The organism is Mycobacterium shunyiense (assembly GCF_058270075.1).
In genome coordinates this window covers 157,256-182,313 of record NZ_JBZDPU010000023.1, presented here as the reverse complement: position 1 = coordinate 182,313, position 25,058 = coordinate 157,256, and the positions used below count along the sequence as shown (strand labels likewise).

Sequence of the window (25,058 nt, the reverse complement as noted above, 5' to 3'; positions counted from 1 at the left end):
GGCAGTTCCGTGTGTATAGTGAGCATTACTCGGCTTATGCCGAGGGTGTATCAGCCCGACCCCCCGGGGCTGATACACGACGACCTCCGCCTCCTCCCCCCCTGGCGGGGGTCGTCCCTTTTCTGGGGGAAGAATCCTTACCGGCCCTGTCCCGGTGGTTGCGGAACCGTATTTTCAGCGTGTCGCCCGGCGTGTTCTCCGCCCGGGATTGATCCACAGCGCGTAGTTCATCCACAATCCGCGAATTGGTGATGGTGCCGGCCCTGTCGTTGCCCGCAGGGTGGGCACATGGCCATTCCGAGCATCACGATCATCCCGTCCGGCACCGTGCTGGCGCTGATCGGCGATCCGCAGTTGCGTGAGGACGTGTCGCGGGTGGCGGCTGCCGCCGGTGTCGGCCTCGTCGTCGTCGACGACCCCTCCGGGCGCAAGGCGTGGGCGGCGGCCGCCGCCGTGCTGCTCGACGCCGCGGCCGCTCTGAGGTGCGCCACGCGCGGGTTACCGCGCCGCCCCCGGGTGATCCTCGTCGGTCACGTGGAACCGCAGCCGGATGACTGGCAGGCGGCGGTCTCCGTCGGCGCGCAGCATGTGATGACACTGCCCGCCCAGGACGCCGACCTCGTGGCGGTTCTGTCCGAAGCGGACTGTCGCGACGCCGGCGGCCGCGGCCCGGCGGTGGCGGTGGTCAGCGCTCGAGGCGGTGCCGGGGCATCGGTGTTCGCGGTGGCGTTGGCCCAATCGGCGCCGGCTGCGCTGCTGATCGAAGCCGATCCGTGGAGCGGGGGGATCGACCTGGTGGCGGGCAGTGAGGATCTGGCCGGCCTCCGCTGGCCGGACCTGGCCCTGCAGGGTGGCCGGCTGGGATATCCGGCGCTTCGCGACGCGCTGCCGCGGCGGGACGAGGTCAGCGTGCTCTCCAGCGGGCGCTCGGGCGCCGATATCGAGGCCGGGCCGGTGGCGGCTGTCATCGAGGCGGGTTGCCGCGGCGGCGTCACGGTGGTCTGTGACGTGCCCCGGCGCGCCACCGAAGCCGCCGAAACCGCCTTGAATGCAGCCGATCTGGTGGTCCTGGTGGCACCGGCCGACGTGCGGTCGTGTACTGCCGCGACCGCTGCGCGCCCGTGGGTGCTGGCCTGTAACCCCAACGCCGGCGTGGTGGTGCGGGGACCGTCACCGGGCGGGCTGCGGGCGACCGAGGTGGCCCGCATCGTCGACCTGCCGCTGCTGGCGGCGATGCGACCGCAAGCCGGCATCGCCGAGGTGCTGGAGCGCGGCGGACTGAGGGTGCGGCCACGTTCACCGCTGGGTTCAGCCGCGCGTCGGGTGTTGTCGGTCCTGGCCGGGCACCCTGTGCAGGAGTCGGCGTGAGCGCCTCGCTGATCGACCGGGTACGCGAACGGCTGGTGGCCGAAGCCTCTCCGCTCAACCCCGGCGTGGTGGCCGCGGCGATCCGGGCGGAGTCCGGCGGTCTGCTCGGGGACACCGAGGTACTCAGCAATCTGCGGCTGCTGGAGACCGAACTGACCGGTGCCGGCGTTCTGGAACCGTTGCTGTGCGCGCCGACCACCACCGATGTGCTCGTCACCGCCCCCGACGCGGTGTGGGTGGACGACGGCAACGGATTACACCGCAGCACAGTCTGTTTCCCCGACGAGAGCGCGGTCCGGCGGCTGGCGCAGCGGTTGGCGCTGCTGGCCGGTCGCCGCCTCGATGAGGCGCAGCCCTGGGTGGACGGCCAGCTCAACGGCATCGGTCCGTTCACCGTGCGCCTGCACGCGGTGCTGCCCCCGGTCTCGGCTGCGGGAACCTGCCTGTCGCTGCGGGTGTTACGCCCGGCCACCCAGAATCTCGACAGCCTCACCGAATCCGGGGCGATCCCGCAGCAGGCCGCGGACCTGCTGCGCGCGATCATCCGGGCCCGGCTGGCGTTCCTCATCTCCGGGGGCACCGGTTGCGGTAAGACAACGCTGTTGGCCGCCGCGCTCGGTACCGTCCCCGCTCACGAACGCATCGTCTGTGTCGAGGACGCCGCCGAACTCGCCCCGCCGCACCCACATCTGGTCAGGCTGGTGGCTCGGGGCGCCAACGTCGAAGGCGTTGGTGAGGTCACCGTGCGCGACCTGGTCAGGCAGGCGTTGCGGATGCGCCCGGACCGGATCGTCGTCGGTGAGGTTCGCGGGGCCGAAGTGGTGGACCTCCTGGCCGCACTCAACACCGGACATGACGGTGGAGCAGGCACCGTGCATGCCAACAACCCCGCGGAAGTGCCGGCCCGGTTGGAGGCGCTCGGTGCGCTCGGCGGCCTGGACCGTGCCGCGCTGGTCAGCCAGCTGGCGGCAGCCGTGCAGGTGTTGCTTCACGTCGGGCGCGACGGCGCCGGGCGGCGCAGGCTCTCCGAGATCGCGGTGCTGCGCCGCGCGGCCAGGGGTGAGCTCGAGGTCGTGACGGCGTGGGACGCCGACACGGGATTGGGCTGCGGTGCAGAGATTCTCGATACTTTGGTGGACCGGCGGGTATCGCCGTGACGGGGAGTGCACTGGCCTTGGCTGCCGCACTTCTGCTGTGGCCGGTCATGCCCCGGCGCGCTGCGGCGCTGCGGCGGGTGGAGGCTGCTCGCCGGCGTGTTCGGGTGGTGCCCGTCGTGGTGGTCCTGGGAGTTGTTCTGGCCTGGCTGGTTTCGCTGCCGGTCGCGGTGGCCACGGCACTGGTGTCGGGGACGGTCGTCGTACGCCGGCGGCGTCGCCGTGCGCGGCGGCGGCAGCTGGAGGAATCGGCGTCACTGCAGGCCGCCTTGGACGTATTGGTGGGTGAACTGCGTACCGGTGTCCATCCGGTGAGCGCCTTTGGCACTGCGGCCGGCGAGGTGTCCGGGGCGGTACGCGAGGGCATGGGCGCTGTCGCCGCCCGGGCCCGTCTTGGCGCCGATGTCGCGGCCGGTCTGGAAGATGTCGCGTCAACTTCGCAGTTGCCGATGTACTGGCAACGGCTTGCGGTCTGCTGGCGACTGGCTCATGCATACGGCCTGTCGATCGCCACCCTGATGCGCACCGCGCAGCGCGACATCGTCGAGCGCGAACGGTTTTCCTCTCACGTCGAAGCGGCGATGGCCGGCCCACGGGCGACGGCAGCGGTGCTGGCCGGGTTGCCGGTGGCGGGCATTGCACTGGGGCAGTTGATCGGAGCGCAGCCCTTGGTGTTCCTGTGCGGTCCAGGGGTAGGTGGTTGGCTGCTGGTGATCGGCGTACTGCTGGCCTGCGCCGGACTGATGTGGTCGGACCGGATCACCGAAAGGGCACTGGGATGAGTTGGCCAGCAGTGCTTCTCGCTCTGGCACTGCTGGTCGGTGCGGATCCGGCGCGGGTGCGGTCCCGTGCTGCGCCCGCACCGGGGCCGCAGACGGGCCCACGGCGGGTGCACACCGACGATCCGCTCGCTGCGGCCTCGACGTTCGACCTGTTCTCCGCATGTCTGGCCGCCGGGATGGCGGTGTCGACCGCGGCCGCAGCCGCCACCGCGTCGGCGCCACCGTCACTGGCACCGATGTTGCGGCGCGCGGCTGAGCTGCTGGCGCTCGGAGCGGATCCGGCCACGGCCTGGTCCGGTGGCAATGACACAGTGCCGCAAGACAAGAACGCAGACGCCCTGTTGCGGCTGGCCCGCCGCTCGGCGGCATCGGGCAGTGCTCTGGCCGACGGGGTGGCCGAGTTGGCCGCCCAGGCTCGACACGATGCCACTGCCGCGGCCGACGCGGTGGCAGAACGGGCATCGGTACTGGTCGCCGGACCGTTGGGGCTGTGTTACCTGCCGGCGTTCGTGTGCCTCGGAGTGGTTCCTGTGGTCGCCGGCCTGGCCGGTGACGTGCTGGGTTCAGGTTTGTTGTGAGTACACATCGCAGAGGGAGGAAATATCATGGCGGGAAACATGATTCAGCGGGCGAATGCCAGGGCGGCACTGCTGATGCTCGACGAATCAGGGATGAGCACCGTCGAATACGCGATCGGCACGATCGCCGCTGCGGCGTTCGGGGCGATCCTGTACACCGTGGTCACGGGCGATTCGATCGTGAGCGCGCTGACCAACATCATCAGTCGGGCGCTGAACACCAACGTCTAGATGACCGGCTGGATGACCGGGGTGCGGTCACGGTCGAGGCGGCTATTGCCATCGCAGCTCTGGTGGCTGTCCTGGTGTTGTGTGTCGGTGGCCTTGGCGCGATGGGCATGCAGATCCGGTGCATCGACGCAGCGCGCGAAGCCGCCCGCCTGGCGGCCCGGGGTGAGGGCGATACGGCCACGGCGGCCGCTCGGCGTATCGCCCCGTCCGGCGCGGTGGTGCATCTCGCCCGCGACGGCGGTCTGGTGGTCGCCCGGGTCAGCGCCGCGACGGCACTGCCGGGGTTCACGGTGTCCGCCGAGGCGGCCGCGGTGCCCGAACCGGGAATCGGGTGAGCGCGGTTCGGCCACGGTGTTGGCCGCGGCGATGATCGCGATGGTGATCGCGTTCGCGGCCGGTGGTGCCTACCTCGGTGCTGCCGTCACGGCCCGGCACCGGGCCCAGGCCGCAGCGGATCTGGCGGCCTTGGGCGCCGCCGGAGCCGTGGTGTCCGGACCGGACGCGGCGTGCGCGCAGGCCACCCAGATCGCGGTGCGGCTGCGTTCGGACCTGGGCGCCTGCCGGATCGACGGCCTCGACGTGGTGCTCGAGGTATCGGTCCCGGTGCGCCTCGGCCGGTGGGGCGTCGGTCCGGCCCGCGCAGCCGCTCGCGCCGGACCGGTGGACACCGCCGATTAGTCGAGCCGGTCGAGATCCGCCGCGGCGACCTCGTCGTCGGTCGGTAGCCGCAGCGCGATCAGACCGGCGAAGGTGTCGTCGTCGAGTTCGATCCGGTTGATCGTCATGTGCACCGGCTGCCAGCCGCCGTCTTCAGCGCGCATCCGCAGCACCGCGGTGGTGACACCGTCGGTGAAATCCGAGGTCATCCGGGCCATGTGCCGGGCGTCGGCCGGGTGGATGCGGGCGGGCCCGCCGTCGCGGTGACGCCAGTCGAAGAACGGTGCGGGCTCGTCGAGCCACTTCAACAACTTCCAGTCGTCGAGGCCGACCAGGGCCCGGTGCACACCGGGGCAGGCCAGTCCGTTGAGGATGCGCTGCGCCAGGTTGTCGACGGGTGTCACCGGGGAGTCGCGCTCGCTGCGCCAGTTCATCGCCCGGCAGACCATCCGGTCGGCGCCGTCGTCGCGCGGCTCCAGGGTCACCCGGGCCACGAATCCCACCGTGATGGTCTCCCCGCGATGGTCGGTGACATCCCAGGTGGTGCACAAGGTGTTGCCGACCACGGGCTTGACGGTCATGGCCAGCACCTTGGCCTCGCTGCCGTTGAGGTCCCGGGCCGGTAGATCGTCTGCGAACGTCCGGTCGTGGGTGGCTTCGGTTTCGGGGTTCATTCCGCTGTTACGCAGCGATTCAGGGGTATCGGTGGCCACGCCTGCGGTCAGGTCCCAGACCAGCGGGCCGGGAACCGGCCGCTGGGGCGGGTCGACGTCGATCGGCCCGATCCAGACGTGGACGCCGTGGATCTGCCCGTCGGACATCCGCACCACTTCGGTGCGGATTACGCGGTCATTCTTGGGTGTGATGGTGCTGAGGCCCTGGCCGGCCTGGACGGTTTCCCTGATGGCGCTCTGAATTGCCATCAGGTGCGGATTTCGTCGTAGAAACACACTGATCGGGACAAGGTTCTTCGTCTGCAGACCTCGCGCGACCACGGCAGGCTCGCTACCCAGTGTCTCCACGAGCAGCCAGTCGTGGGTCATGCGCGGCATTTTACCGGGGTGTGGGTAGCTGTATTACGCGTGCGACGACGACGTGATCCGCAGGAGAAAACTGCGGATTACGGTCGCAGATACCCGAAGCCGGGTCTGTCGGGTTGCAAACATGAGTGAGTTCACGTAATTTGCCACTGCGCCCGGCCTCCGGGATTGGGAACGGATCGCGTTGTCCGACCGTTCGTCGCACCGTCTGTGTGTTCGGCGTGGCCGAATGCAGCCACGCAGTAGTAGATCCGCGTAGTCGGCCGTCGAGGGGTCGGTCGTCAACGCGGTCGGGGGTCCGCTGAGGACGTACTCAGCGCGCCGAGCACCAGGCGGAGCACTTGTATCGCGCCCGATTTGTCCAGCGGGTCGTTCCCGTTGCCGCATTTCGGTGACTGCACGCACGAGGGGCACCCCTGCGGGCACTCACAAGCCTCGATCGCGTCGGCAGTCGCGCCCCACCACGTACTCAGATTGCGGAATCCGCGGTCGGCGAAACCCGCCCCGCCGGGATAGCCGTCGTAGACGAAGATCGACGGCAAACCGTCGACCGGTCCGACGGCCGTCGAGACTCCGCCGATGTCGCCGCGGTCGCAGCTGGCCACCAGGGGCAGCAGACCGATCGCTGCGTGCTCGGCGGCATGCAGACTTCCCGGCATGGCCAGCAGATCGATGCCGTTGTCCTGTAACGCTTCCGGGGTGATGGTGCACATCACGGCCATGGTGTCCAGGGTGCTCGGCGCCATGTCCAGTTCCACGAAATCGATGACCTCGCCATCGATCCGCCGGCGCAGGTAACCCACCACGGTGTTGGTCACCGACACCGGAACCAGGCCCACGGTGACCGGGCCGAACGTCCTGCGCTCGCCGGGACCGGTGACGGCGATGTCGGTGAGTTCCCTGGCGAACGTGCTGTAGCCCGGATCGGCGGCATGCACGAACGCCACCCCGTCCTCGAAGGACAACGAGTCGACCAGAAAGGTCTCGCCCTGGTGCAGATACACGGCGCCGGGATGCAACGACGACGCCGCCTGCCCGGCGCCGGTGCTGCCCAGCATCCTGCCGGTGTCGACCTCCAGGATCGCGATCTGACCGCCGCTGGAGCCGCGGATGTCCACGGCCGGGTGCGGATCCACACCGGGTGCGGGGAAATAGCCGCTGGGCCGCTTCCGGAGCAGTCCGTCGTCGACCAGGGTTTCGGCCACCGCCTCGGCGTTCCACAACCTGACCTCGGCCGCGGTGAGCGGCAGCTCGGCTGCGGCGCAGAGCAACTGCGGGCCCAGCACGTGTGGATTCGTCGGGTCGATGACCACCCGCTCGATCGGCTTGTCCAGCAGTGCCGCGGGATGGTGCACCAGGTAGGTGTCCAGGGGATCGTCGCGGGCGATCAACACGATCAGCGCGCCCTGTCCGCGCCGGCCGGACCGCCCGGCCTGCTGCCAGAACGAGGTGACGGTGCCGGGAAACCCCGCCATCACCACAGCATCGAGTCCGGCGATGTCGATACCGAGCTCGAGTGCGTTGGTGGTGGCCAGCCCACGCAGCCGGCCGTCGGTCAGGGCGTGCTCCAGTTCGCGGCGGTCCTCGGCGAGAAAACCGGCCCGGTAGGACGCCACCTGATCGGCCAGCTCCGGTGCGGTGTCTTCCAACCGGGCCCGGGTTCCCAGCGCGGTGAGTTCGGCACCGCGCCGGGACCGGACGAAGGTCAACGTGCGTGCGCCCTCGGACATCAGGTCGGCCATGACCCGGGCGGCCTCGGCGCCGGCCGAACGCCGGACCGGCGCGCCGTTCTCGCCGGTGAGATCGTCGAGCAGGGCCGGTTCCCACAACGCGATCGTGCGGGCGCCCTGCGGTGAGCCGTCCTCGGTCACCTCGGCCACCGTCTGCCCGATCAACTCCGCGGCCGTCTCGGCCGGTGACGCCGTGGTGGCACTCGCGAAAATCACCGTCGGTACCGAGCCGTCGGCGGAATATCGCTCGCACAATCGCAACAGGCGCCTCAGTACCATCGCCACGTTGGAACCGAAAATGCCACGGTAGTAATGACATTCGTCGACTACGACGTACTTGAGGTGACGCAGGAACACCGCCCATCGGGCATGGTTGCGCAGCAGCGACAGATGGATCATGTCCGGATTGGAGAAAATCCATCTCGACCGTTCCCGGGCGAACCGACGGACCTCGGTGGCGCTGTCACCGTCATACGGCGCCGGCGCCACGTCCCGCAGAGCGGCGACGGTCTCTGTCAGGTTCTGTGCGGTACGCAGCTGGTCGTGTCCGAGCGCCTTCGTCGGGGACAGGTACAGCACCCGGGTCTGCCGGTCCTCGGCCAACGCCGAGAGGATCGGTAATTGGTAGGCCAGGGACTTACCCGATGCGGTTCCCGTGGACACCACCACATGTCGGCCGGCGCGGGCCAATTCGGCGGCGGCGAGCTGATGCGACCACGGTGCGGTCACGCCGCGGTCCTGCAAAGCCTGAATGACCTCCGGATGGGCCCATTGCGGCCATCGATCTGGTTTGCCGGGCCGCGCCGGTATATCCGCAACATGGCGTAGCGGATCTTCCCCGGAAGGGGTGCCGTCGACAGTGCAAGCCAGCAGCTCACGGCCGAAATCCGCCCCCTGATCCAGCACTGTCCGTCCTCCTACGATCTACCCCGCCGACAACGGCCCGGATTTGTAAACGAATTGTTCACCACGCGCCGCACGACAAGACTGTCGCAGCCGACCCGAACATGGTTGACTGATCACGGTCGCAGCTTCTGTGTTTGTACTCGCACTCGCAGGATCGTCGTTGCGATCGCGGTTCCTGCGAGGGTTGTAGGTCGGGTCAGTTCCGGGCGACTCCACGAAGGATGGCGGTCGGAACGGGCCCGGTGCACCGGAAGTCGGTGGACCGCACCCGGTTGAAAGAGAAGGAAAGAACAAAAGATGCCACAGGGAACTGTGAAGTGGTTCAACGCGGAAAAGGGCTTCGGCTTCATCGCTCCGGAGGACGGCTCTGCCGACGTGTTTGTCCACTACACGGAAATCCAGGGCAGCGGATTCCGCACCCTGGAGGAGAACCAGAAGGTTGAGTTCGAGGTTGGCCAGAGCCCCAAGGGGCCGCAGGCCACGGGTGTTCGGGCCATCTGAGCCAAACAAACCCAAAGAGACACCCCCGTGTGAGTCCAAAATCGGACACCGCGGGGGTGTTCTCGTTTTTGCGGCCTGCGCTGGCCTAGTGTCGGTTTGTGAGCCAGCTGTCCTTCTTCTCGGCTGAGTCGGTGCCGCCTGCGGTGGCCGACCTGACCGGGGTGCTTGCCGGGCCGGGACAGATCGTTCTGGCGAGCAGCGGCGGTCGGCAGGCGGCCCGGATCTCGGTGGTCGTCGCCGAGCTGTGGCGGGCCAAGGGCCTGGCCGAGATGATCACCGAGGTTGGGCTGGTGCCGGAGATCTCCCGGACCGACGAGAACAACCCGCTGGTGCGTACGGCGCTGGATCCGCAGTTGATGCTGATCGCCGGGGAATGGACTAGGGGCGCGGTCAAGACAGTGCCGCCCCGATGGCTGCCCGGTGCCCGCGAGTTGCGGGCCTGGACGCTGGCGGCGGGCACACCCGAGGCCGACGACCGTTACCTGCTGGGGCTGGACCCGCATGCGCCCGATACCCATGCTCCGCTGGCCGCGGCCATGATGCGGGTAGGAATCGCCCCGACTCTGATCGGGACCAGAGGCTCCCATCCGGCCCTGCGGATCAGTGGGCGTCGACGCCTGTCACGCCTGGTGGAGAATGTCGGGGAACCGCCCGGGGAGGCCTCCGCGTTGGCGCAATGGCCACGTATTTAATGGTGCACATGCGGAGAGCCGGTTTGCGTAGGCTCGCGCGTAATGCGAAATTGTCAGTTGCCGGGCGTGGCGCGGCAACTATAGAAGTGGAGCGTAAGCACGTTGGCTGGCGATAGCGGCAGCGGTAGCAAGGGGAATGTCCGGCGACTCGTGATTGTCGAGTCGCCGACCAAGGCGCGCAAGATCGCCGGCTACCTGGGCTCCAATTACGTGGTCGAATCCTCCCGCGGGCACATCCGTGACCTGCCGCGCAATGCCGCTGACGTGCCCGCCAAGTACAAATCCGAGCCGTGGGCGCGCCTCGGGGTCAACGTCGACGACAACTTCGAACCGCTCTACATCGTCAGCCCCGAGAAGAAGAGCACTGTCACCGAGCTCAAAGACCTGCTCAAGGGTGTCGACGAGCTCTACCTCGCAACGGACGGTGACCGCGAGGGTGAGGCGATCGCCTGGCACCTCCTGGAGACGCTGAAGCCCAAGGTGCCGGTCCGGCGGATGGTGTTCCACGAGATCACCGAACCCGCGATCCGGGCCGCCGCGGAAAACCCCCGTGACCTGGACATCGCGCTGGTCGACGCGCAGGAAACCCGCCGCATCCTCGACCGGCTCTACGGCTACGAAGTGTCGCCCGTGCTGTGGAAGAAGGTCGCGCCGAAGCTGTCGGCGGGCCGGGTGCAGTCGGTGGCCACCCGCATCATCGTGCAGCGTGAGCGGGAGCGCATGGCGTTCCGCAGCGCCGGGTACTGGGACGTCAGCGCCGAGTTGGACGCGTCGGTCTCCGACCCGGAGGCCACCCCGCCCAAGTTCACCGCCAAGCTCAACACCGTCGACGGCCGCCGCGTCGCCGCCGGCCGTGATTTCGACTCGCTGGGCCAGTTGAAGAAGCCCGACGAGGTGCTCGTGCTCGACGAAGCGAGCGCCGGGGCCCTGGCCGCCGGTCTGCGCGGCGCCCAGTTGGCCGTCAGCTCCGTCGAGCAGAAGCCGTACACGCGCAAGCCCTACGCGCCGTTCATGACCTCCACGTTGCAGCAGGAGGCCGCCCGCAAGCTGCGGTTCTCCTCGGAGCGGACCATGAGCATCGCGCAGCGGTTGTACGAGAACGGCTACATCACCTACATGCGTACCGACTCGACCACGTTGTCGGAGTCGGCCATCAACGCCGCACGCAATCAGGCGCGGCAGCTCTACGGTGACGAGTACGTGCATCCGTCGCCGCGGCAGTACACCCGCAAGGTCAAGAACGCCCAGGAGGCGCACGAGGCGATCCGCCCAGCCGGTGACGTGTTCCAGACCCCGGGGCAGCTGCACGCGCAGCTGGACACCGACGAGTTCCGGCTCTACGAGCTGATCTGGCAGCGCACCGTGGCCTCCCAGATGGCCGATGCGCGCGGTACGACGCTGTCGCTGCGAATCGCGGGCACTGCCGCCGGCGGTGAGCAGGTTGTCTTCAACGCGTCCGGCCGCACCATCACGTTCGCGGGCTTCCTGAAGGCCTACGTCGAGAGCCTCGACGAGCAGGCCGGCGGTGAGGCCGACGACGCCGAGAGCCGGCTGCCGAACCTGACCCAGGGCCAGCGCGTCGACGCCGCCGATCTGACCGCCGACGGGCACACCACCAGCCCGCCGGCCCGCTACACCGAGGCGTCGCTGATCAAGGCCCTCGAAGAACTCGGTATCGGCCGCCCGTCGACGTACAGCTCGATCATCAAGACCATCCAGGACCGCGGCTACGTGGTCAAAAAGGGCAGTGCGCTGGTCCCGTCGTGGGTCGCCTTTGCCGTCATCGGACTGTTGGAGCAACACTTCGGCCGCCTGGTGGATTACGACTTCACCGCGGCCATGGAAGACGAGCTCGACGAGATCGCCAACGGCCAGGAACAACGCACCAACTGGCTGTCGAACTTCTACTTCGGCGGTGAGCACGGCGTCGAGGGATCCATCGCCCGCGCCGGTGGCCTCAAGCACCTCGTCGGCGGCAACCTCGAAGGCATCGACGCGCGAGAAGTCAACTCCATCAAGCTCTTCGACGACGACGAAGGTCGCGCCGTGGTGGTCCGGGTCGGTCGCAACGGCCCGTACCTGGAGCGGATGATCGCCGACCCGGACAATCCAGGGGAGCTCAAGCCGCAGCGCGCCAACCTCAAGGATGAGCTGACGCCCGACGAGCTGACCCTCGAGTTGGCCGAGAAGGCTTTCGCCACACCGCAAGAGGGCCGCGTGCTGGGTATCGACCCGGTGTCCGGGCACGAGATCGTCGCCAAGGACGGACGATTCGGTCCCTACGTCACCGAGATCCTCCCGGAACCCCCCGAGGATCCGGATGCCGGCACGACGGCCAAGAAGGGCAAGAAGCCGACCGGACCCAAGCCGCGCACCGGATCTCTCTTGCGCACAATGGATCTGGAGACCGTGACGCTGGACGACGCGCTCAAGCTGCTGTCGTTGCCCCGGGTGGTCGGTGTCGACCCGTCGAACAACGAGGAGATCACCGCGCAGAACGGCCGCTACGGTCCGTATCTCAAGCGCGGCACCGACTCTCGTTCGCTGGCCACCGAGGAACAGATGTTCACCATCACCCTCGACGAGGCCCTCAAGATCTACGCCGAGCCGAAACGCCGTGGGCGCCAGGCCGCTGCGGCCCCGCCGCTGCGTGAGCTGGGCACCGACCCGGCCTCGGGTAAGCCGATGGTGATCAAGGACGGGCGGTTCGGTCCGTACGTCACCGACGGTGAGACCAATGCCAGCCTGCGCAAGGGCGACGACGTCGCCTCGATCACCGACGAGCGCGCCTCGGAACTGCTGGCCGATCGTCGGGCCCGTGGTCCGGTGAAGAAGGCCGCGAAGAAGGCTCCGGCGAAGAAGGCTGCCGCCAAGAAAACCGCTGCCAAGAAGGCCCCGGCGAAGAAGGCCGCAGCCAAGAAGGCCTGACCTGCTCGAGCCCCGTGTTGTGCGCCGAGCGGCCAGTTATGTCACGTGCTTCGCGAAAAGGCGTGCAATAACTGGCCATTCGGCGGTGAGGCGCGTCTAGGTCGAGCTCCGCACATCGTCGTCGGTGACATCGCGTTCGGCTTCGCGCTCCAGATCCCGTGGCAGGACCAGGTTCATCGGGCGGGCCAGCTGAGTGGGCACGGTGCGTCCGCGCAGTTCGACGATCTCGCCGACGTCCCAGCTCAGTGCCTCGGCGTCCAGGGCGCCGCTGACCGCGATCGCCGAGGCCAGCACATGGCCCTCTTCCAGCTTGGCGAGCTCGGTGAGGCGGGCGGCCTCGTTCACCGGATCGCCGATCACGGTGTACTCGAACCGGGCCTGAGCACCGATATGGCCGGCGATCGCGCGGCCGGCCGACACCCCGATACCGAACTCGGTGTCGGTGCCCAGCACGCTGAGCAGCTCGTCGTGCAGTTCACGGGAAGCCGCGAGCGCACCGCCGGAGGCGTCGGGATGCTCGATCGGGGCACCGAAGATGGCCAGGGCCGCGTCACCCTGGAACTTGTTGACGAATCCGCCGTGCCGGTTGACCGTGTCGACGATGACCCGGAAGAACTCGTTGAGCAGGTTCACCACGTCGCCGGCCGGGATCGTCGACGCCAGATGCGTCGAACCCACCAGGTCCACGAACAGCACCGCCACATCGCGTTCCTGGCCGCCGAGCTCGGTGCCGCGCTCCAGGGCGCGTCGGGCGACGTCCTCACCCACATAGCGGCCGAACAGGTCACGTAGTCGTTGCCGCTCGGCCAGCTCGCGCACCATGTCGTTGAACCCGGCCTGCAGCAGGCCCAGCTCGCTGGCGTCGTAGATCTGCATGTGCGCGTTGTAGTTACCGCGCTGCACCTCGCCCAACGCCCAGCGCAGCTGGCGCAGCGGGTCGGCGATCGACATCGCCACCAGCACGGTGCCGGACAGCCCGATCACCAGCGCGGCCACGGCCAACAGCAACAGCGGGGTGATCAGCCGGTCCGCCGATGCGGTCAGGATCGAGAACTTGCTGGCCACCAGCGCCAGGACGATGGCAAGGACCGGCACGCCCGTCGACAGCACCCAGGTCAACACCTGGCGCAGGATCACCCCTGGAGCGCGGAAGTTCTCCGGAACCCCGCCGCGCAGCGCGGCCACCGCAACCGGCCGCAGCACCCGCTCGGACTGCAGGTAGCCGATGATCGCCGTGGCCGTCGCGCCGAGTGCGGTGGCGACGAGAACCACGGGGGCCGACTTACTGGCCACCGGCCAGCTGGCCACGATGAACACGATCGAGCCCAGCAGCCAGTTCGTGACGCTGATAAGGGTGCGGTAAAAGGGCATCTTCAGCGCCCGTACGCGGGCCAACTCGGTGATGCCGGGGTCCGACTTCGTCAGCAGGGTGTCGCGGCGCTGCCATCGGATCACCGGGATCAGCAGGCGCAGGGCCAGGTAGGCGCCGACGGTGAACGACACGAACAGATACCCCAGGAAGATCGCCAGGTTGAGCACTGGCAGATCCTGGAGCTGGATGCGGTCCTCGGGAGGCAGACCGAAGCGCAGGAAGCCGAGCACGAACAGCGCGCCGATGATGTCGGCCTGCAGCATGCCCAGCGTGAACACCGGCCACGGGGTACGCGCCACCCATCGGACGAATGCATTGATTCGCCTCATGGGTATTGCCTCCGCGGTCACCCGTTCACCGTATCGGGCCCCAGGGACGTTGAGCGCCTGCTGTGACGTGGTTGTGTCGGCTTGACCACTACTGTTGGGGACGATGAGCGGGGTCTTTTCGCGGCTGGTGGGCCAGCATGCGGTGGAACAGGAGCTGGTGGCGGCCGCGTCGGCGGCCCGAGGTGATTCGCCACACAGTGGCACCACCGTGGGGACCATGACACATGCCTGGCTGATCACCGGCCCGCCCGGATCGGGGCGTTCGGTCGCCGCACTGTGCTTCGCGGCGGCCCTGCAGTGCACGTCAGAGGGGACGCCGGGGTGCGGTGAATGCCGGGCCTGTACGACGACGATGGCCGGGACCCACGCCGATGTGCGCCGCATCGTGCCCGAGGGACTGTCGATTGCGGTCAAGGAGATGCGCGAGATCGTCCAGATCGCCTCGCGTCGGCCCGGGACCGGGCGGTGGCAGGTCGTGGTGATCGAGGATGCCGACCGGCTCACCGAGGGCGCGGCCAACGCGCTGCTCAAGGTGGTGGAGGAGCCACCGGCGTCGACTGTGTTCCTGCTCTGCGCGCCGTCGGTGGACCCCGAGGACATCGCGATCACGCTGCGTTCCCGGTGCCGGCACGTGGCGCTGACCACGCCGTCGGTGGACGCCATCGCCGACGTGCTGATCTCCGGTGACGGGCTGCCCGAGGCGGATGCACGCTGGGCGGCCTCCGTCAGCGGCGGCCATGTGGGGCGGGCCCGGCGGTTGGCGACCGATCCCGAGGCCAGGGACCGCCGGAAACGGGCGCTCGGGCTGGCCCGCGACGCGGCGACGCCGGCGCGGGCGTTCGCGGCGGCCGAGGAGATGGTGGCCGTCGCCGAGTCCGAGGCACTGGCGTTGACCGCGGGGCGCAACGAGACCGAGACCGAGGAGCTCAAGACCGCCCTGGGGGCAGGTGGGACCGGAAAAGGTACCGCCGCCACCACCCGCGGGACTGCCGGTGCGCTCAAAGAGCTGGAGCGACGGCAGAAGTCACGGCAGACCCGAGCCTCCCGCGATGCGCTGGATCGGGCACTGATCGACCTGGCCACCTACTTTCGCGATGCCCTGCTGGTGTCGTCGGGCGCCGGCGGAGTCACGGCGAACCACCCGGACATGGCCGAGAAGGTGGAGGCCATGGCCGCCCACGTGCCACCCGACCGGCTGCTGCGCTGTATTGAGGCGGTGCTGGAATGCCGTGAAGCGCTGGCCGTCAACGTCAAGCCGAAGTTCGCCGTCGACGCCATGGTGGCGACCGTCGGGCAGGCGCTACGTGGGTGAGTTGGGTCCTGGGCAGCGTCTGCCGTAAAGTGGTGCCGCCCGGTTCGCCCGGGTGCGCCACCCTAGCTCAGTCGGTAGAGCAATTCACTCGTAATGAATAGGTCAGGGGTTCGATTCCCCTGGGTGGCTCCACGCGTTTTTTAGTCGGCTCTGGTGGACCGTCCCTTTCTGCTCCGGCAGGCCGACGGCATACTTCACCTGGCTTTTCATCTAGTCGCCGGTCGGCGTTTTCCACACGCGAACGCTGACTATGCTGCGATCTGTTAGGTCGAATTGCTGCGATTTGTTAGATAGATACCCTGCGATTTGTTAGATTCGCTTCGTGGCATATCGACCGAGGTTGGTTGACCAGCTCCTCGACGATCTGTTTCCGTACACCGCCGCCATCGCACTGGAGGGCGCCAAGGGAGTGGGGAAGACGGCCACCGCGGCCCAGCGAGCCACGTCGACCCTGAAACTGGATGAGGATGGCCAGCGATCGGCACTGGCGGCTGACCTCGGACTGATCGATCGGCTGACTCCGCCGATTCTCATCGATGAATGGCAGCTACTCCCGTCGATATGGGACCGAGTCCGCCGTGGCGTCGATCAGTCGCCGGAAGGTGGGAGATTTCTGTTAACGGGATCGGCGCAGTTAGCGGCAGGCACCAGGATCCATTCCGGTGCGGGCCGCATCCTCAGCGTGATCATGCGGCCGATGTCCGTTTCCGAGCGAGGCCTGACCAGCACGGCGGTATCGCTTCGTTCCCTACTGGGCGGCGGCCAGAGGCTGGTTGAAGGGCAGACCGACGTTGCCTTGCCCGATTATGCCGAAGAAATTGTGCGCTCTGGATTCCCGGGGATTCGGGATCTACCTCCGCGGGTCCGGCGTGCGCAGCTCAACGGATACTTGAGCCGAATCGTTGAGCGCGAACTTCCCGAGAACGGGATGGCAGTCCGTCAACCTGCTGCGTTGCGGGCTTGGCTCGCAGCGTACGGGGCGGCAACGTCGACGGATGCGGCTTACAGCGTGATCCTCGATTCCGCTACGCCGGGCGAGTCTGATAAGCCTGCCAGGCAGACCGTCGCCCAATACCGTGAACACCTGCAACGACTGTTCATTCTTGACCCGATCAGTCCATGGATTCCGTCCTTCACCCCGCTCAAGCGGCTGACGAAGACTCCCAAGCATCACCTTGTAGACCCAGCACTTGCGGCAGCGTTGTTCGGCGTCGACGTCGATGCATTGCTCGGTGGGATGACCGCTCCGGGGCCGGCCGGCATGTGGCTCGGAGCGCTGTTCGAATCTCTTGTCGCGCAGTCGATTAGGGTATACGCGGAAGCTGTCGAAGCAACGGTCGGGCACCTTCGCACTCAAAACGGCGACCACGAGATCGATTTGATCGTCGAGGGGCCGGGGATGAGAGTGATCGCGATCGAAGTGAAGCTGGCGCCAACCGTCGACGACAAGGACGTACGCCATCTCAACTGGCTCAAGGGGCAGATCGGTGACCGGTTGGTGGAGCGGATCGTCGTGAACACCGGACAATTCGCGTACCGACGGCCAGATGGCGTGGCGGTGATTCCGTTGGCGCTGCTAGGGCCGTGAGGCGGGGCCTACGCCAGCAGGCCGATGGCCAGAGTCATGCCGATGAACAACGCCAGTTGATACGCGCTGTTGATCACGGTGAGCCGTGCCGGCTTCAACTCGAAAGCGTTGTGCTGCGCCAACGTAGACAGCGACAGCCCGAGCCAGGCCGCAGCTCCGACCGCCAGGGCGAGCCAGAGGGAATCACTGCCGAAGAACCCGAAGGTAATAGAGCAGGCGGCGGTGAGCGCGATCGCCGTCACGAGTAGCGACACCAGTAGAACGACGAAGGGGCGCTTGCCCACTCGCGCCGAGTCCGCCTTGGTCACCCCGGTCAGCTTTCGCCAGGCGCTGCCGACCAGGCCCCAATCGCTGTACCAGACCCACGCGATCGCCATCCCGACCGCGGTGGCCACGACTACCGCCAACCAACTGATGCTCAACGCCATGCGAAATCGCCCCTCCTCGTCCGACATCCCCCCAATGTGATTGATAAAATCAAGTATGGTTGAAAATATCAATCAAACCGGGAAGGTTTCCCGCTCCTACGGGCAGTTCTGCGCTCTCGCTCGGTCGCTGGATGTTGTGGGTGACCGCTGGACGCTGCTGATCGTGCGGGAGTTGCTTCCCGGTGCGATGCGGTACGGCGAGTTGAAGGCCTCGCTCGCAGGGATCGCCACCAACCTCCTGGCGGAGCGGCTTCGCACCATGGAGACGAACGGAATCGTCGAACGACGCCTCGACGACACCGGGGTCGTCTACGGACTCACACCCTGGGGTGCGGCGCTCCGCGAGCCGATGGAGGCGCTCGGAAGGTGGGGCGTTCCGCTGCTGGCGACGGGGCGTGGCGAAGATGAGTTCCGGCCTCGCTGGCTCACGCTCGCTCTGCCTGCCCTGCTTCTCGGCGCCACGGCCACCCCGCCCGTCGAACTCGGGATCGAGACCGACGGCTTTCTGATGACCTTGCGCATCGATGAGACCGGTCCGAGTGCCTTCGTCCCGAAAGATCGGCCCGGTGCGGTCCTCACCGCCTCGCCCGACAGCGTCGTAGGACTTGCGGTCGGAGCGATCACCGTGGACCAGGCCCTCGCCGACGGAGCTTTCCAGGGGGACGTGAAAATGCTGCGTTCGGTGTTCCCGCCGGGCCGATAGGCTCACCGCATGGCACGGATCGTGGTGGGGGCGGCCTTCCTAGCAGTGGTTTCACTGACATCGCCGGTGGCCGGGGCCGATCCGGGGCCGATCCCGGATCTCGGTGGTTACACCGCGGTGGATGTTCACCCCTACAACACGTATTACAACTATCCGACGACGAACGGCGCGCAGTTCGTCACCCCGGGCGGATACCGCTGCCGGATCACCTACACCGGCCGTGCCAATCCACCAATGAAGCAAGCCACCTGCTGGGGTGCGCTGCCCGGTACCACGAGCAACTTCGTCAGCGTTTTCGCGGCCATGCAACTCGATCCGGCAAAATTCTCCACCGGGGATCTGGCCAACATGGAGAAGTACACGGACTACAAAGAGCCGCGTGACCGCACGGTTGACCCCGCTGACTACAAGCTGCTTCCCGCGGGCAGCAAGCTTGTCTACCCCGACACCGGGACGTGCGCCGTCACCGACGTGAGCACGGTGTGCGTGATCGGTGACCACGGCTTCGAGCTGTCGAAGACGGGCAGCCGGGTCTTCTAGCCCTTTGCCAGTGCTTCACGCGCCACGTTGCGGGCGGTATTCGCAGCGGGGAATCCCGCATAACCGCTGGCGTGGTAGATGACTTCGGCGATCTCGTCCTCCGTGAGGCCGTTTCGCAGCCCGATCCTGACGTGCGACTCGAACTCATCGGTGGCCCGCAGGGCGATCAAGATGCCCATGGTGACCAGACTGCGGTCACGCCGGCTCAGGCCCTCGCGACTCCACAACCGGCCGAAGACATTGTCGACGCCGATGCCCATCAGCTCGTCGCCGAAGCTGCCGTCGGGCTCCACAACGTCTGCCGGCAGATGCGGCACCATCTCCTGGAGGACCCGCAGACCCTGTTCGCGTACGTCAGTCATGCCTGCCAGCTTGGCACGCGCTCCGAATCAGTCGTCGACCGATCGCATCACGAGTGTGTTCGATCCGCTGTGGAGATAGGCGGTCGACCGCCAGTCATCGTTGCTGAGTGCGGTATCCAATGCTGGGCCGGTGAGGAAGGGGCCGCCTGGCACATCCTTTTGCAGCTTCTCTGTGAGCTCTGGGGCCTCAGCTGTTGCGGTGGGGACGTACTTCGACCGCAGCGCATCTGCCGTGGCCGGTTCGAGTTCGATGATCGCTTCGATCCAGTAGTCCGATGGCCCGGGAACCGTTGCCCGGCCATCTGGTTGGACACCGAGGGTGCCGCCCATCCAGGTGGCCGAGATGGGGTGGCCGATCGCCGGGAAGCGTTTCGTGAGGGGTTCGAGATCGTGGCGGATCTGGTCGGAAGTTGTGTCGCCGCTAGGAGCGTCACCGGTCGGGTTGCACGCGGAGACAACGAAAGTCAGGCATACGAGGATTGCGGCCACTACTCGTTGTGGCGTCACACTGCAGATCCCTTCTGGGGTCCGATGGAGGTAGCTGGGGATCGCTCGTGTGCGGGCATGCGAGCCTCAGCCACCGGCAGCTTTGATCTCTTCGGGGATGTCGCCGACTGTTTCCGGATAGATGCCGGTCTTGATCCAGGTCCCGTCGGGTTTCCGGTCGACGTGGGCAGTACCGACATCGCTGGAGAGCAACCATAGTTGGTCGCCGGAGGACAGCCAGGTGATGCCGACGCCGTGGCGGCTGCTGTAGGCGTACGAGTCGCGGAACACTTCGGCGCCCGTTGCGTTGTCCCGGATCACTGCCACCCAGGTGTCGACACCGTTCTGATTCGGTCCCATGTCGACCGCCACCGCATATTGCCCGGACGGTGAGTTCTTCGGATGATCGGGCCGCGCGAAGCGGTCGTCATGGCGGGTCGCGCCGCTGCCGAAAAGCCCACAACCAGCGAGCAGGCAGGCGACCAATGCTGAGATGGCTAGTTGGCGGATCACCGTGCCGACCACCTTCTTCGCCGACTGGGCCCCGGTGGCAACCAGACTGTGCAAGGCAGCGGCGCGAAGCAGGTCAGTCTGTCGTGCCGCTCGGTCGGCCAATATCGGTTTGGCCACTGTGGCTTTCGCAAATGCGACCTCGTAGGCATGCGCGCGCTCTGAGGCCGAGTTGATCGAGGCTCGAGTGTCCAGCGGAGCAGCGTTGTCATTGCAGTCTGCTCACAGAACGTCCCCCCAGCAGAATCCCGACAGTCAACCGTCAGTATCTCAGCAGCTGATCTACTTCGGTGCCAGGAATCCCACGGGTCCGGGGGAGATGCAGACCGACAGCGCGGCGGTGTTGGCCTGCACGGAAATGGACTGCCCGGCGCCGGGGAGTCGAACGAACACCCGGTTGAGGCCGGGCCGTACCGGCACCTTCACTTCAGGTCCTTCGGCCAGGGCCATGGTCAGGGAACCGTCGCTGTTGGCCAGGTAGTTGATCTCGGCGGTCCAATCGGCCGGCAGCAGGGGCCCGTCGAGTGGCATGACGACGGGTTCGTCGGGCTGGACCAGGAAGCCGCACTTGGGTGCCGGGCCCTCGACAATGGTGCGTACCCATGTCACTTTCGCGGGCAGCAGCGTTCCGGTCCGGTCGAACATCCGCAGATCGGTTGTCGCTGAGGCGAACTCGGGTCGTGGCGAGGCGAGTGCGAACATGTGGCTGGCCAGGTTCTCCGGAGCGGCGACGCGTTGCAGGATCAGCGGATCGACCTCTTGGTCGAGCAGCGGGGCAGCCGATGAGGTGGACGCCAGCGAAGCGCGCGCATTGTTCAGATAGGCGGGCACGGGGTTGTCTTGCCACACCTTCAAGAAAGTGAAGGTCGAATACAGGCTGCTCGCCACGAAAAGCACAGCGACACTGACACATACGGCTGTGCGCGCCGGTGACGCCGAAAGCACACGAGAGGATTCCCGGTTCGGCGCACAGAATCCCACGGCCGCCAACAGCGCCAGCACCACCACGAGGTCCGGCAGGTAGCGCAGCGTCTGCGCCAACTCCAATGCGGTGAACCGCGACGAGCGCATCAGATAGATCGGGATCTGGCATGCGACGGCGTAACCCAGGGCCACAACCAACACCGGCCAGATGCGGGTCTTGCGCACCAACACCACCGCAAGGGCGACTACGAGCACCACCCAGCCCAGCACCATCACCGAGACGGGCGGGGTGGCCCACGGTGAGGCGGGTGCCCAGCGTTGCCAGGACCACGGCCCGCCCACGATCCCGGGCACGATGCCGTGGGTAAATGAGCGGCTCAGCAGGTCCCACGTCATCCCCACATCGAAGCTCCACCGCTTCTGATCGACGACGACGAGGTAAACCCCGATCCACGCCACGGTCAGGGCCAGGCACCCGACCCACAGCTGAAGACCGCGCCGCCACACGTCGCGCAGGCCGAAGTTCCCCGTGACGTACCCCAAGAGAGCGACGACCGCGAACGCCACGAACGGGATCACCGCGGCCTTCTCGAAGAACAGCAGTCCGCCGAGGAACACCAGAATCCCGGTGACGGCATGGCGGGGATTACCGGTCCGCACGAGCAGCACGGCTTCACCGACCACCCAGGCCAGCGCGGCCTGCATGGGCAGTGTGTTCAGCCCCGCCGCCCACCATGCGAATCCGGGCAACGCCAGCGGCGTGAACAACGCAAAGGTCAGCGGGATGAGCATTACCGGCCGCCAGCCCAGGATCACCCACAGTGCCCGCAGCAATGCCAGCGAGGCCAGCAGCTGCATCACGACCAGGCTCACGGCAGCCAGTACCCAGGAGAACGGCGCGACCCGGGTCACGGCGCCCGACACCAGGAACGCCGCGGGCATGACGTGGCCGTCGTGATCGTCGAAGAGGAAGGACGGCGACAGCAGATTCTGGGTCCCGGCCCGGCCGATCAGGATCAGATCGTCCCAGTAGAAATAGCCCCCGAATGCGAGTATCGCCCGGACCACCAGATGCAGCGCGATCAGCGCAGCGGCGATGCGGGCGACCTTGTTCACTCTTGCCGACTGTACGGACCCAGCGGGGGTACATCTGCCGTCGGTATGGTGAGCCCGTGCGAACACTGGTGACAGGAGCGGCAGGTTTCATCGGATCGACGCTGGTCGACCGACTGCTGGCGGACGGGCACAGCGTCGTCGGGCTCGACGACCTGAGCTCGGGGCGGGCAGAGAACCTGAGCAGTGCCGACAACAGCGACAACTTCGAGTTCGTCAAAGCCGACATCGTCGACGCGGATCTGCTGGGCCTGTTCAAGGACACTCAGCCCGAGGTGATCTTCCACCTGGGCGCCCAGATCTCGGTGAAGCGTTCGGTGGACGATCCCCAGCTGGATTCCACGGTGAATGTGGTGGGCGTGGTGCGGTTGGCCGAGGCGGCCCGGCAGTCCGGGGTGCGCAAGGTGGTGCATACGTCGTCGGGCGGCTCGGTGTACGGCACTCCTCCGTCGTATCCGACGAGCGAGGACACCCCGACGAATCCGGCCTCGCCGTACGCGGCGAGCAAGGTGGCCGGCGAGGTCTACTTCAACATGTTCCGCAATCTGTACAACCTGGACTGCTCACACATCGCCCCGGCCAACGTCTACGGCCCGCGTCAGGACCCGCACGGTGAGGCCGGAGTGGTGGCGATCTTCGCCCAGGCCCTGCTGGCCGGGCGGCCCACCAAGATCTTCGGCGACGGCTCCGACACCCGCGATTACGTGTATGTCGACGACGTGGTCGACGCCTTCGTCAAGGCGTCCGGGGCGGACGGCGGCGGTCAACGGTTCAACGTCGGTACGGGCGTGGAGACCTCGACCCGCGAGATGCACACCGCGATCGCGCTGGCCGTCGGTGCCGCGGACGAACCGGAGATGCACCCGCCGCGGCTCGGTGACCTGCGTCGTTCCCAGCTCGACATCAGCCGGGCCAGGGATGTGCTGGGCTGGCGGCCGCAGGTGGATCTGGCCGCGGGTATCCCCAAGACGGTCGAATACTTCCGGAGTAATTCTCGCTAAAAGATTGTGAGTACTCACTTTCTCGTTTAGCGTTGCGTCATGTCCTACGACGTCATCGTTCGCAACGGCTTGTGGTTCGACGGCACCGGCGCCCCGCCGCAGGTCCGTACGCTGGGGATTCGCGACGGGGTAGTGGGGACGGTGTCCGCCACCCCGCTCGACGAGACCGATTGTCCCGACGTCATCAACGCCGGCGGTAAATGGGTGCTGCCCGGCTTCGTCGACGTGCACACGCACTACGACGCCGAGGTGCTGCTCGATCCGGGTCTGCGGGAATCGGTGCGCCATGGGGTGACCACCGTGCTGCTCGGCATGTGCTCGCTGTCGACGGTGTACGCCGACACCGAGGACGCCGCCGACCTATTCAGTCGCGTCGAGGCGGTTCCGCGTCAGTTCGTGCTGGGTGCGTTGGAGCAGCACAAGACCTGGTCAGGTCCGGCCGAGTATGTGAAGGCCATCGACGAGTTGCCGCTGGGCCCGAATATCGCGTCGCTGCTGGGACATTCGGATCTGCGGGCCTCGGTGCTCGGGCTGGATCGGGCCACCACCCGTGGTGTCACCCCGACCGATGCCGAGCTGGAGACCATGGCGGCCAAGCTCGACGAGGCCCTCGAGGCGGGCATGCTCGGCCTGTCCGGGATGGACGCGGCGATCGACAAGCTCGACGGTGACCGGTTCCGCTCCCGCGCATTGCCGTCGACGTTCGCGACCTGGCGTGAGCGTCGACGCCTGATCAAGGTCCTGCGCAAGCGCGGACGGATGCTGCAGAGCGCGCCGAATGTGGCGAAAGTCCATGAGGCACTGAACTTCTTCCTGGAGAGCAGCGGCCAGTTCGGCCGGCGCCGGGATGTGCGGATGAGCCTGCTGGTGTCCGCCGACGCCAAGTCCTCGCCCGGCGCGGTGCGGGTGCTGGGGCCCGGCGTCCGCCTGCTCAACCGGATCCTGGGCGCCAAGGTGCGGTTCCAGCATCTGCCGGTGCCGTTCGAATTGTATTCGGACGGAATCGATCTGCCGGTGTTCGAGGAATTCGGCGCCGGAACGGCCGCGCTGCATCTCAAAGACCAGTTCGAGCGCAACAAGCTGCTCGCCGACCCCGAATACCGCCGCCGGTTCCGCAAGTCCTTCGACCGGCGTGTGCTCGGACCGACCTTGTGGCACCGCGACTTCCACGACGCCACGATCGTCGAATGCCCCGACCGGTCGCTGATCGGCAAGAGCTTCGGCCAGATCGCCGACGAGCGCGGCATCCACCCGCTCGATGCGTTCCTCGACGTCCTGGTCGACAACGGTGAGCGCAACGTTCGCTGGACGACCATCGTGGCCAACAACCGCCCGAAGTTCCTGGACAAGCTGGCCAAGGAACCGTCGGTGCACATGGGTTTCTCGGATGCCGGTGCGCATCTGCGCAACATGGCGTTCTACAACTACCCGGTGAAGCTGCTCAAGCGGGTACGCGACGCCCACTTGGCGGGCAGGCCGTTCATGACCACCGAGCATGCCGTCCACCGGCTGACCGGCGAGGTGGCCGACTGGTTCGGAGTCCCGGCCGGAACTCTGCGCCAAGGCGACCGGGCCGACTTCGTGGTGATCGACCCGGCCGGCCTCAATGACACGGTCGAGGCGTATCACGAGGAGCCGGTCCCGTTCTACGGCGGGCTGAGCCGCATGGTGAACCGCAGCGACGACGCCGTCATCGCCACCGCCGTCAACGGTGCTGTGGTGTTCCGCAACGGTCAGTTCCGGGACGGCTACGGCGAATCGGTTAAGTCGGGCCGGTATCTGCGGGCCGGTGCCGAGCAACTGGACCGCACGCCCGTATAGAG

At 67.2% G+C, this 25,058-nt stretch carries 24 protein-coding genes and 1 tRNA gene; 17 read left to right on the top strand and 8 right to left on the bottom strand.

Features of this window, described 5'->3' with window-relative positions:
- The first annotated feature begins 288 nt into the window (after window positions 1-288).
- From ssd to AC4ELH_RS25570, 7 genes are read left to right on the top strand one after another with little or no spacing between them, the layout of a single operon-like run.
- Complete coding sequence (gene ssd / locus AC4ELH_RS25600; RefSeq protein ID WP_498887540.1) at window positions 289-1,368, top strand: septum site-determining protein Ssd; 1,080 nt, start codon at window positions 289-291, stop codon at window positions 1,366-1,368.
- Window positions 1,365-2,525 (top strand): TadA family conjugal transfer-associated ATPase, encoded by a 1,161-nt coding sequence (locus AC4ELH_RS25595; RefSeq protein WP_498887538.1) that lies wholly within the window; start codon window positions 1,365-1,367, stop codon window positions 2,523-2,525. The genes ssd and AC4ELH_RS25595 overlap by 4 nt, the downstream gene beginning before the upstream one ends.
- Window positions 2,522-3,304: a type II secretion system F family protein gene (locus AC4ELH_RS25590; protein ID WP_498887536.1), complete on the top strand. Its 783-nt coding sequence runs from the start codon at window positions 2,522-2,524 to the stop codon at window positions 3,302-3,304. Before AC4ELH_RS25595 ends, AC4ELH_RS25590 begins: the two co-directional genes overlap by 4 nt.
- Window positions 3,301-3,882: a type II secretion system F family protein gene (locus AC4ELH_RS25585; protein ID WP_448445356.1), complete on the top strand. Its 582-nt coding sequence runs from the start codon at window positions 3,301-3,303 to the stop codon at window positions 3,880-3,882. Before AC4ELH_RS25590 ends, AC4ELH_RS25585 begins: the two co-directional genes overlap by 4 nt.
- A 27-nt stretch (window positions 3,883-3,909) precedes the next feature.
- The gene (locus tag AC4ELH_RS25580) at window positions 3,910-4,113 is read left to right on the top strand and encodes a DUF4244 domain-containing protein (protein WP_055118101.1); all 204 of its coding nucleotides are present in this window, start codon (window positions 3,910-3,912) and stop codon (window positions 4,111-4,113) included.
- Window positions 4,114-4,121: 8 nt separating this feature from the next.
- Complete coding sequence (locus AC4ELH_RS25575; RefSeq protein WP_448445647.1) at window positions 4,122-4,448, top strand: TadE family type IV pilus minor pilin; 327 nt, start codon at window positions 4,122-4,124, stop codon at window positions 4,446-4,448.
- A gap of 16 nt (window positions 4,449-4,464) precedes the next feature.
- On the top strand, window positions 4,465-4,791 hold the full coding sequence (locus AC4ELH_RS25570; protein ID WP_448445358.1) for an Rv3654c family TadE-like protein: 327 nt from the start codon (window positions 4,465-4,467) through the stop codon (window positions 4,789-4,791).
- Here the strand turns inward: AC4ELH_RS25570 and AC4ELH_RS25565 are convergent.
- Both AC4ELH_RS25565 and AC4ELH_RS25560 read right to left on the bottom strand, forming a co-directional pair.
- On the bottom strand, window positions 4,788-5,813 hold the full coding sequence (locus AC4ELH_RS25565; RefSeq protein ID WP_448445360.1) for a PAS domain-containing protein: 1,026 nt from the start codon (window positions 5,811-5,813) through the stop codon (window positions 4,788-4,790). The two genes, AC4ELH_RS25570 and AC4ELH_RS25565, sit on opposite strands and share 4 nt — an antisense overlap.
- A gap of 278 nt (window positions 5,814-6,091) precedes the next feature.
- A complete protein-coding gene (locus AC4ELH_RS25560; RefSeq protein ID WP_498887533.1) occupies window positions 6,092-8,446 on the bottom strand; it encodes a DEAD/DEAH box helicase in 2,355 nt (784 codons plus the stop codon).
- 297 nt (window positions 8,447-8,743) lie between these two features.
- Between AC4ELH_RS25560 and AC4ELH_RS25555 the strand changes: the two genes are divergently transcribed.
- The 3 genes from AC4ELH_RS25555 (at window position 8,744) to topA (ending at window position 12,567) form a co-directional block, all read left to right on the top strand.
- Window positions 8,744-8,947, top strand: coding sequence for a cold-shock protein (locus AC4ELH_RS25555; RefSeq protein WP_003882601.1), 204 nt, complete (start codon window positions 8,744-8,746; stop codon window positions 8,945-8,947).
- Between the two features lie 98 nt (window positions 8,948-9,045).
- Window positions 9,046-9,639 (top strand): hypothetical protein, encoded by a 594-nt coding sequence (locus AC4ELH_RS25550; protein WP_448445364.1) that lies wholly within the window; start codon window positions 9,046-9,048, stop codon window positions 9,637-9,639.
- A gap of 102 nt (window positions 9,640-9,741) precedes the next feature.
- Entirely contained in the window at window positions 9,742-12,567 is a 2,826-nt protein-coding gene (topA, locus tag AC4ELH_RS25545; RefSeq protein ID WP_498887530.1) for a type I DNA topoisomerase, read from the top strand.
- A 96-nt stretch (window positions 12,568-12,663) separates the two neighbouring features.
- On the opposite strand, the gene AC4ELH_RS25540 is transcribed toward topA, so the two are convergent.
- The gene (locus AC4ELH_RS25540) at window positions 12,664-14,268 is read right to left on the bottom strand and encodes an adenylate/guanylate cyclase domain-containing protein (protein WP_498887528.1); all 1,605 of its coding nucleotides are present in this window, start codon (window positions 14,266-14,268) and stop codon (window positions 12,664-12,666) included.
- Window positions 14,269-14,371: 103 nt separating this feature from the next.
- Between AC4ELH_RS25540 and AC4ELH_RS25535 the strand changes: the two genes are divergently transcribed.
- From AC4ELH_RS25535 to AC4ELH_RS25525, 3 genes are all read left to right on the top strand, one after another.
- Window positions 14,372-15,580 carry a DNA polymerase III subunit delta' gene (locus AC4ELH_RS25535; protein ID WP_064937350.1) on the top strand — a complete coding sequence of 403 codons (1,209 nt, stop codon included), beginning with the start codon at window positions 14,372-14,374 and terminating at the stop codon, window positions 15,578-15,580.
- A 56-nt stretch (window positions 15,581-15,636) separates the two neighbouring features.
- A tRNA-Thr gene (locus AC4ELH_RS25530) sits at window positions 15,637-15,712 on the top strand.
- A gap of 190 nt (window positions 15,713-15,902) precedes the next feature.
- Entirely contained in the window at window positions 15,903-17,168 is a 1,266-nt protein-coding gene (locus AC4ELH_RS25525) for an ATP-binding protein (RefSeq protein WP_498887525.1), read from the top strand.
- 8 nt (window positions 17,169-17,176) lie between these two features.
- Here the strand turns inward: AC4ELH_RS25525 and AC4ELH_RS25520 are convergent, their stop codons facing one another.
- Window positions 17,177-17,623, bottom strand: coding sequence for a DUF1761 domain-containing protein (locus AC4ELH_RS25520; protein WP_498887523.1), 447 nt, complete (start codon window positions 17,621-17,623; stop codon window positions 17,177-17,179).
- Between the two features lie 28 nt (window positions 17,624-17,651).
- Between AC4ELH_RS25520 and AC4ELH_RS25515 the strand changes: the two genes are divergently transcribed.
- Together AC4ELH_RS25515 and AC4ELH_RS25510 are read left to right on the top strand one after the other, a co-directional pair.
- On the top strand, window positions 17,652-18,299 hold the full coding sequence (locus tag AC4ELH_RS25515) for a winged helix-turn-helix transcriptional regulator (protein ID WP_498887521.1): 648 nt from the start codon (window positions 17,652-17,654) through the stop codon (window positions 18,297-18,299).
- 9 nt (window positions 18,300-18,308) lie between these two features.
- On the top strand, window positions 18,309-18,839 hold the full coding sequence (locus tag AC4ELH_RS25510; RefSeq protein ID WP_498887519.1) for a hypothetical protein: 531 nt from the start codon (window positions 18,309-18,311) through the stop codon (window positions 18,837-18,839).
- On the opposite strand, the gene AC4ELH_RS25505 is transcribed toward AC4ELH_RS25510, so the two are convergent.
- The 4 genes from AC4ELH_RS25505 to AC4ELH_RS25490 all read right to left on the bottom strand — a co-directional run bounded on the left by AC4ELH_RS25505 (window position 18,836) and on the right by AC4ELH_RS25490 (window position 22,237).
- Window positions 18,836-19,201: a carboxymuconolactone decarboxylase family protein gene (locus AC4ELH_RS25505; RefSeq protein ID WP_064883993.1), complete on the bottom strand. Its 366-nt coding sequence runs from the start codon at window positions 19,199-19,201 to the stop codon at window positions 18,836-18,838. The two genes, AC4ELH_RS25510 and AC4ELH_RS25505, sit on opposite strands and share 4 nt — an antisense overlap.
- A gap of 27 nt (window positions 19,202-19,228) precedes the next feature.
- Window positions 19,229-19,708: a hypothetical protein gene (locus tag AC4ELH_RS25500; protein WP_064958158.1), complete on the bottom strand. Its 480-nt coding sequence runs from the start codon at window positions 19,706-19,708 to the stop codon at window positions 19,229-19,231.
- 66 nt (window positions 19,709-19,774) lie between these two features.
- Window positions 19,775-20,317: a hypothetical protein gene (locus AC4ELH_RS25495; protein WP_254358693.1), complete on the bottom strand. Its 543-nt coding sequence runs from the start codon at window positions 20,315-20,317 to the stop codon at window positions 19,775-19,777.
- Window positions 20,318-20,479: 162 nt separating this feature from the next.
- A complete protein-coding gene (locus AC4ELH_RS25490; protein ID WP_498887516.1) occupies window positions 20,480-22,237 on the bottom strand; it encodes a hypothetical protein in 1,758 nt (585 codons plus the stop codon).
- Between the two features lie 56 nt (window positions 22,238-22,293).
- Between AC4ELH_RS25490 and AC4ELH_RS25485 the strand changes: the two genes are divergently transcribed.
- A complete protein-coding gene (locus tag AC4ELH_RS25485) occupies window positions 22,294-23,235 on the top strand; it encodes a GDP-mannose 4,6-dehydratase (protein ID WP_064883989.1) in 942 nt (313 codons plus the stop codon).
- Between the two features lie 39 nt (window positions 23,236-23,274).
- Window positions 23,275-25,056, top strand: a complete 1,782-nt coding sequence (locus AC4ELH_RS25480) for an N-acyl-D-amino-acid deacylase family protein (RefSeq protein ID WP_498887514.1) — start codon at window positions 23,275-23,277, stop codon at window positions 25,054-25,056.
- Window positions 25,057-25,058: the final 2 nt, after the last annotated feature.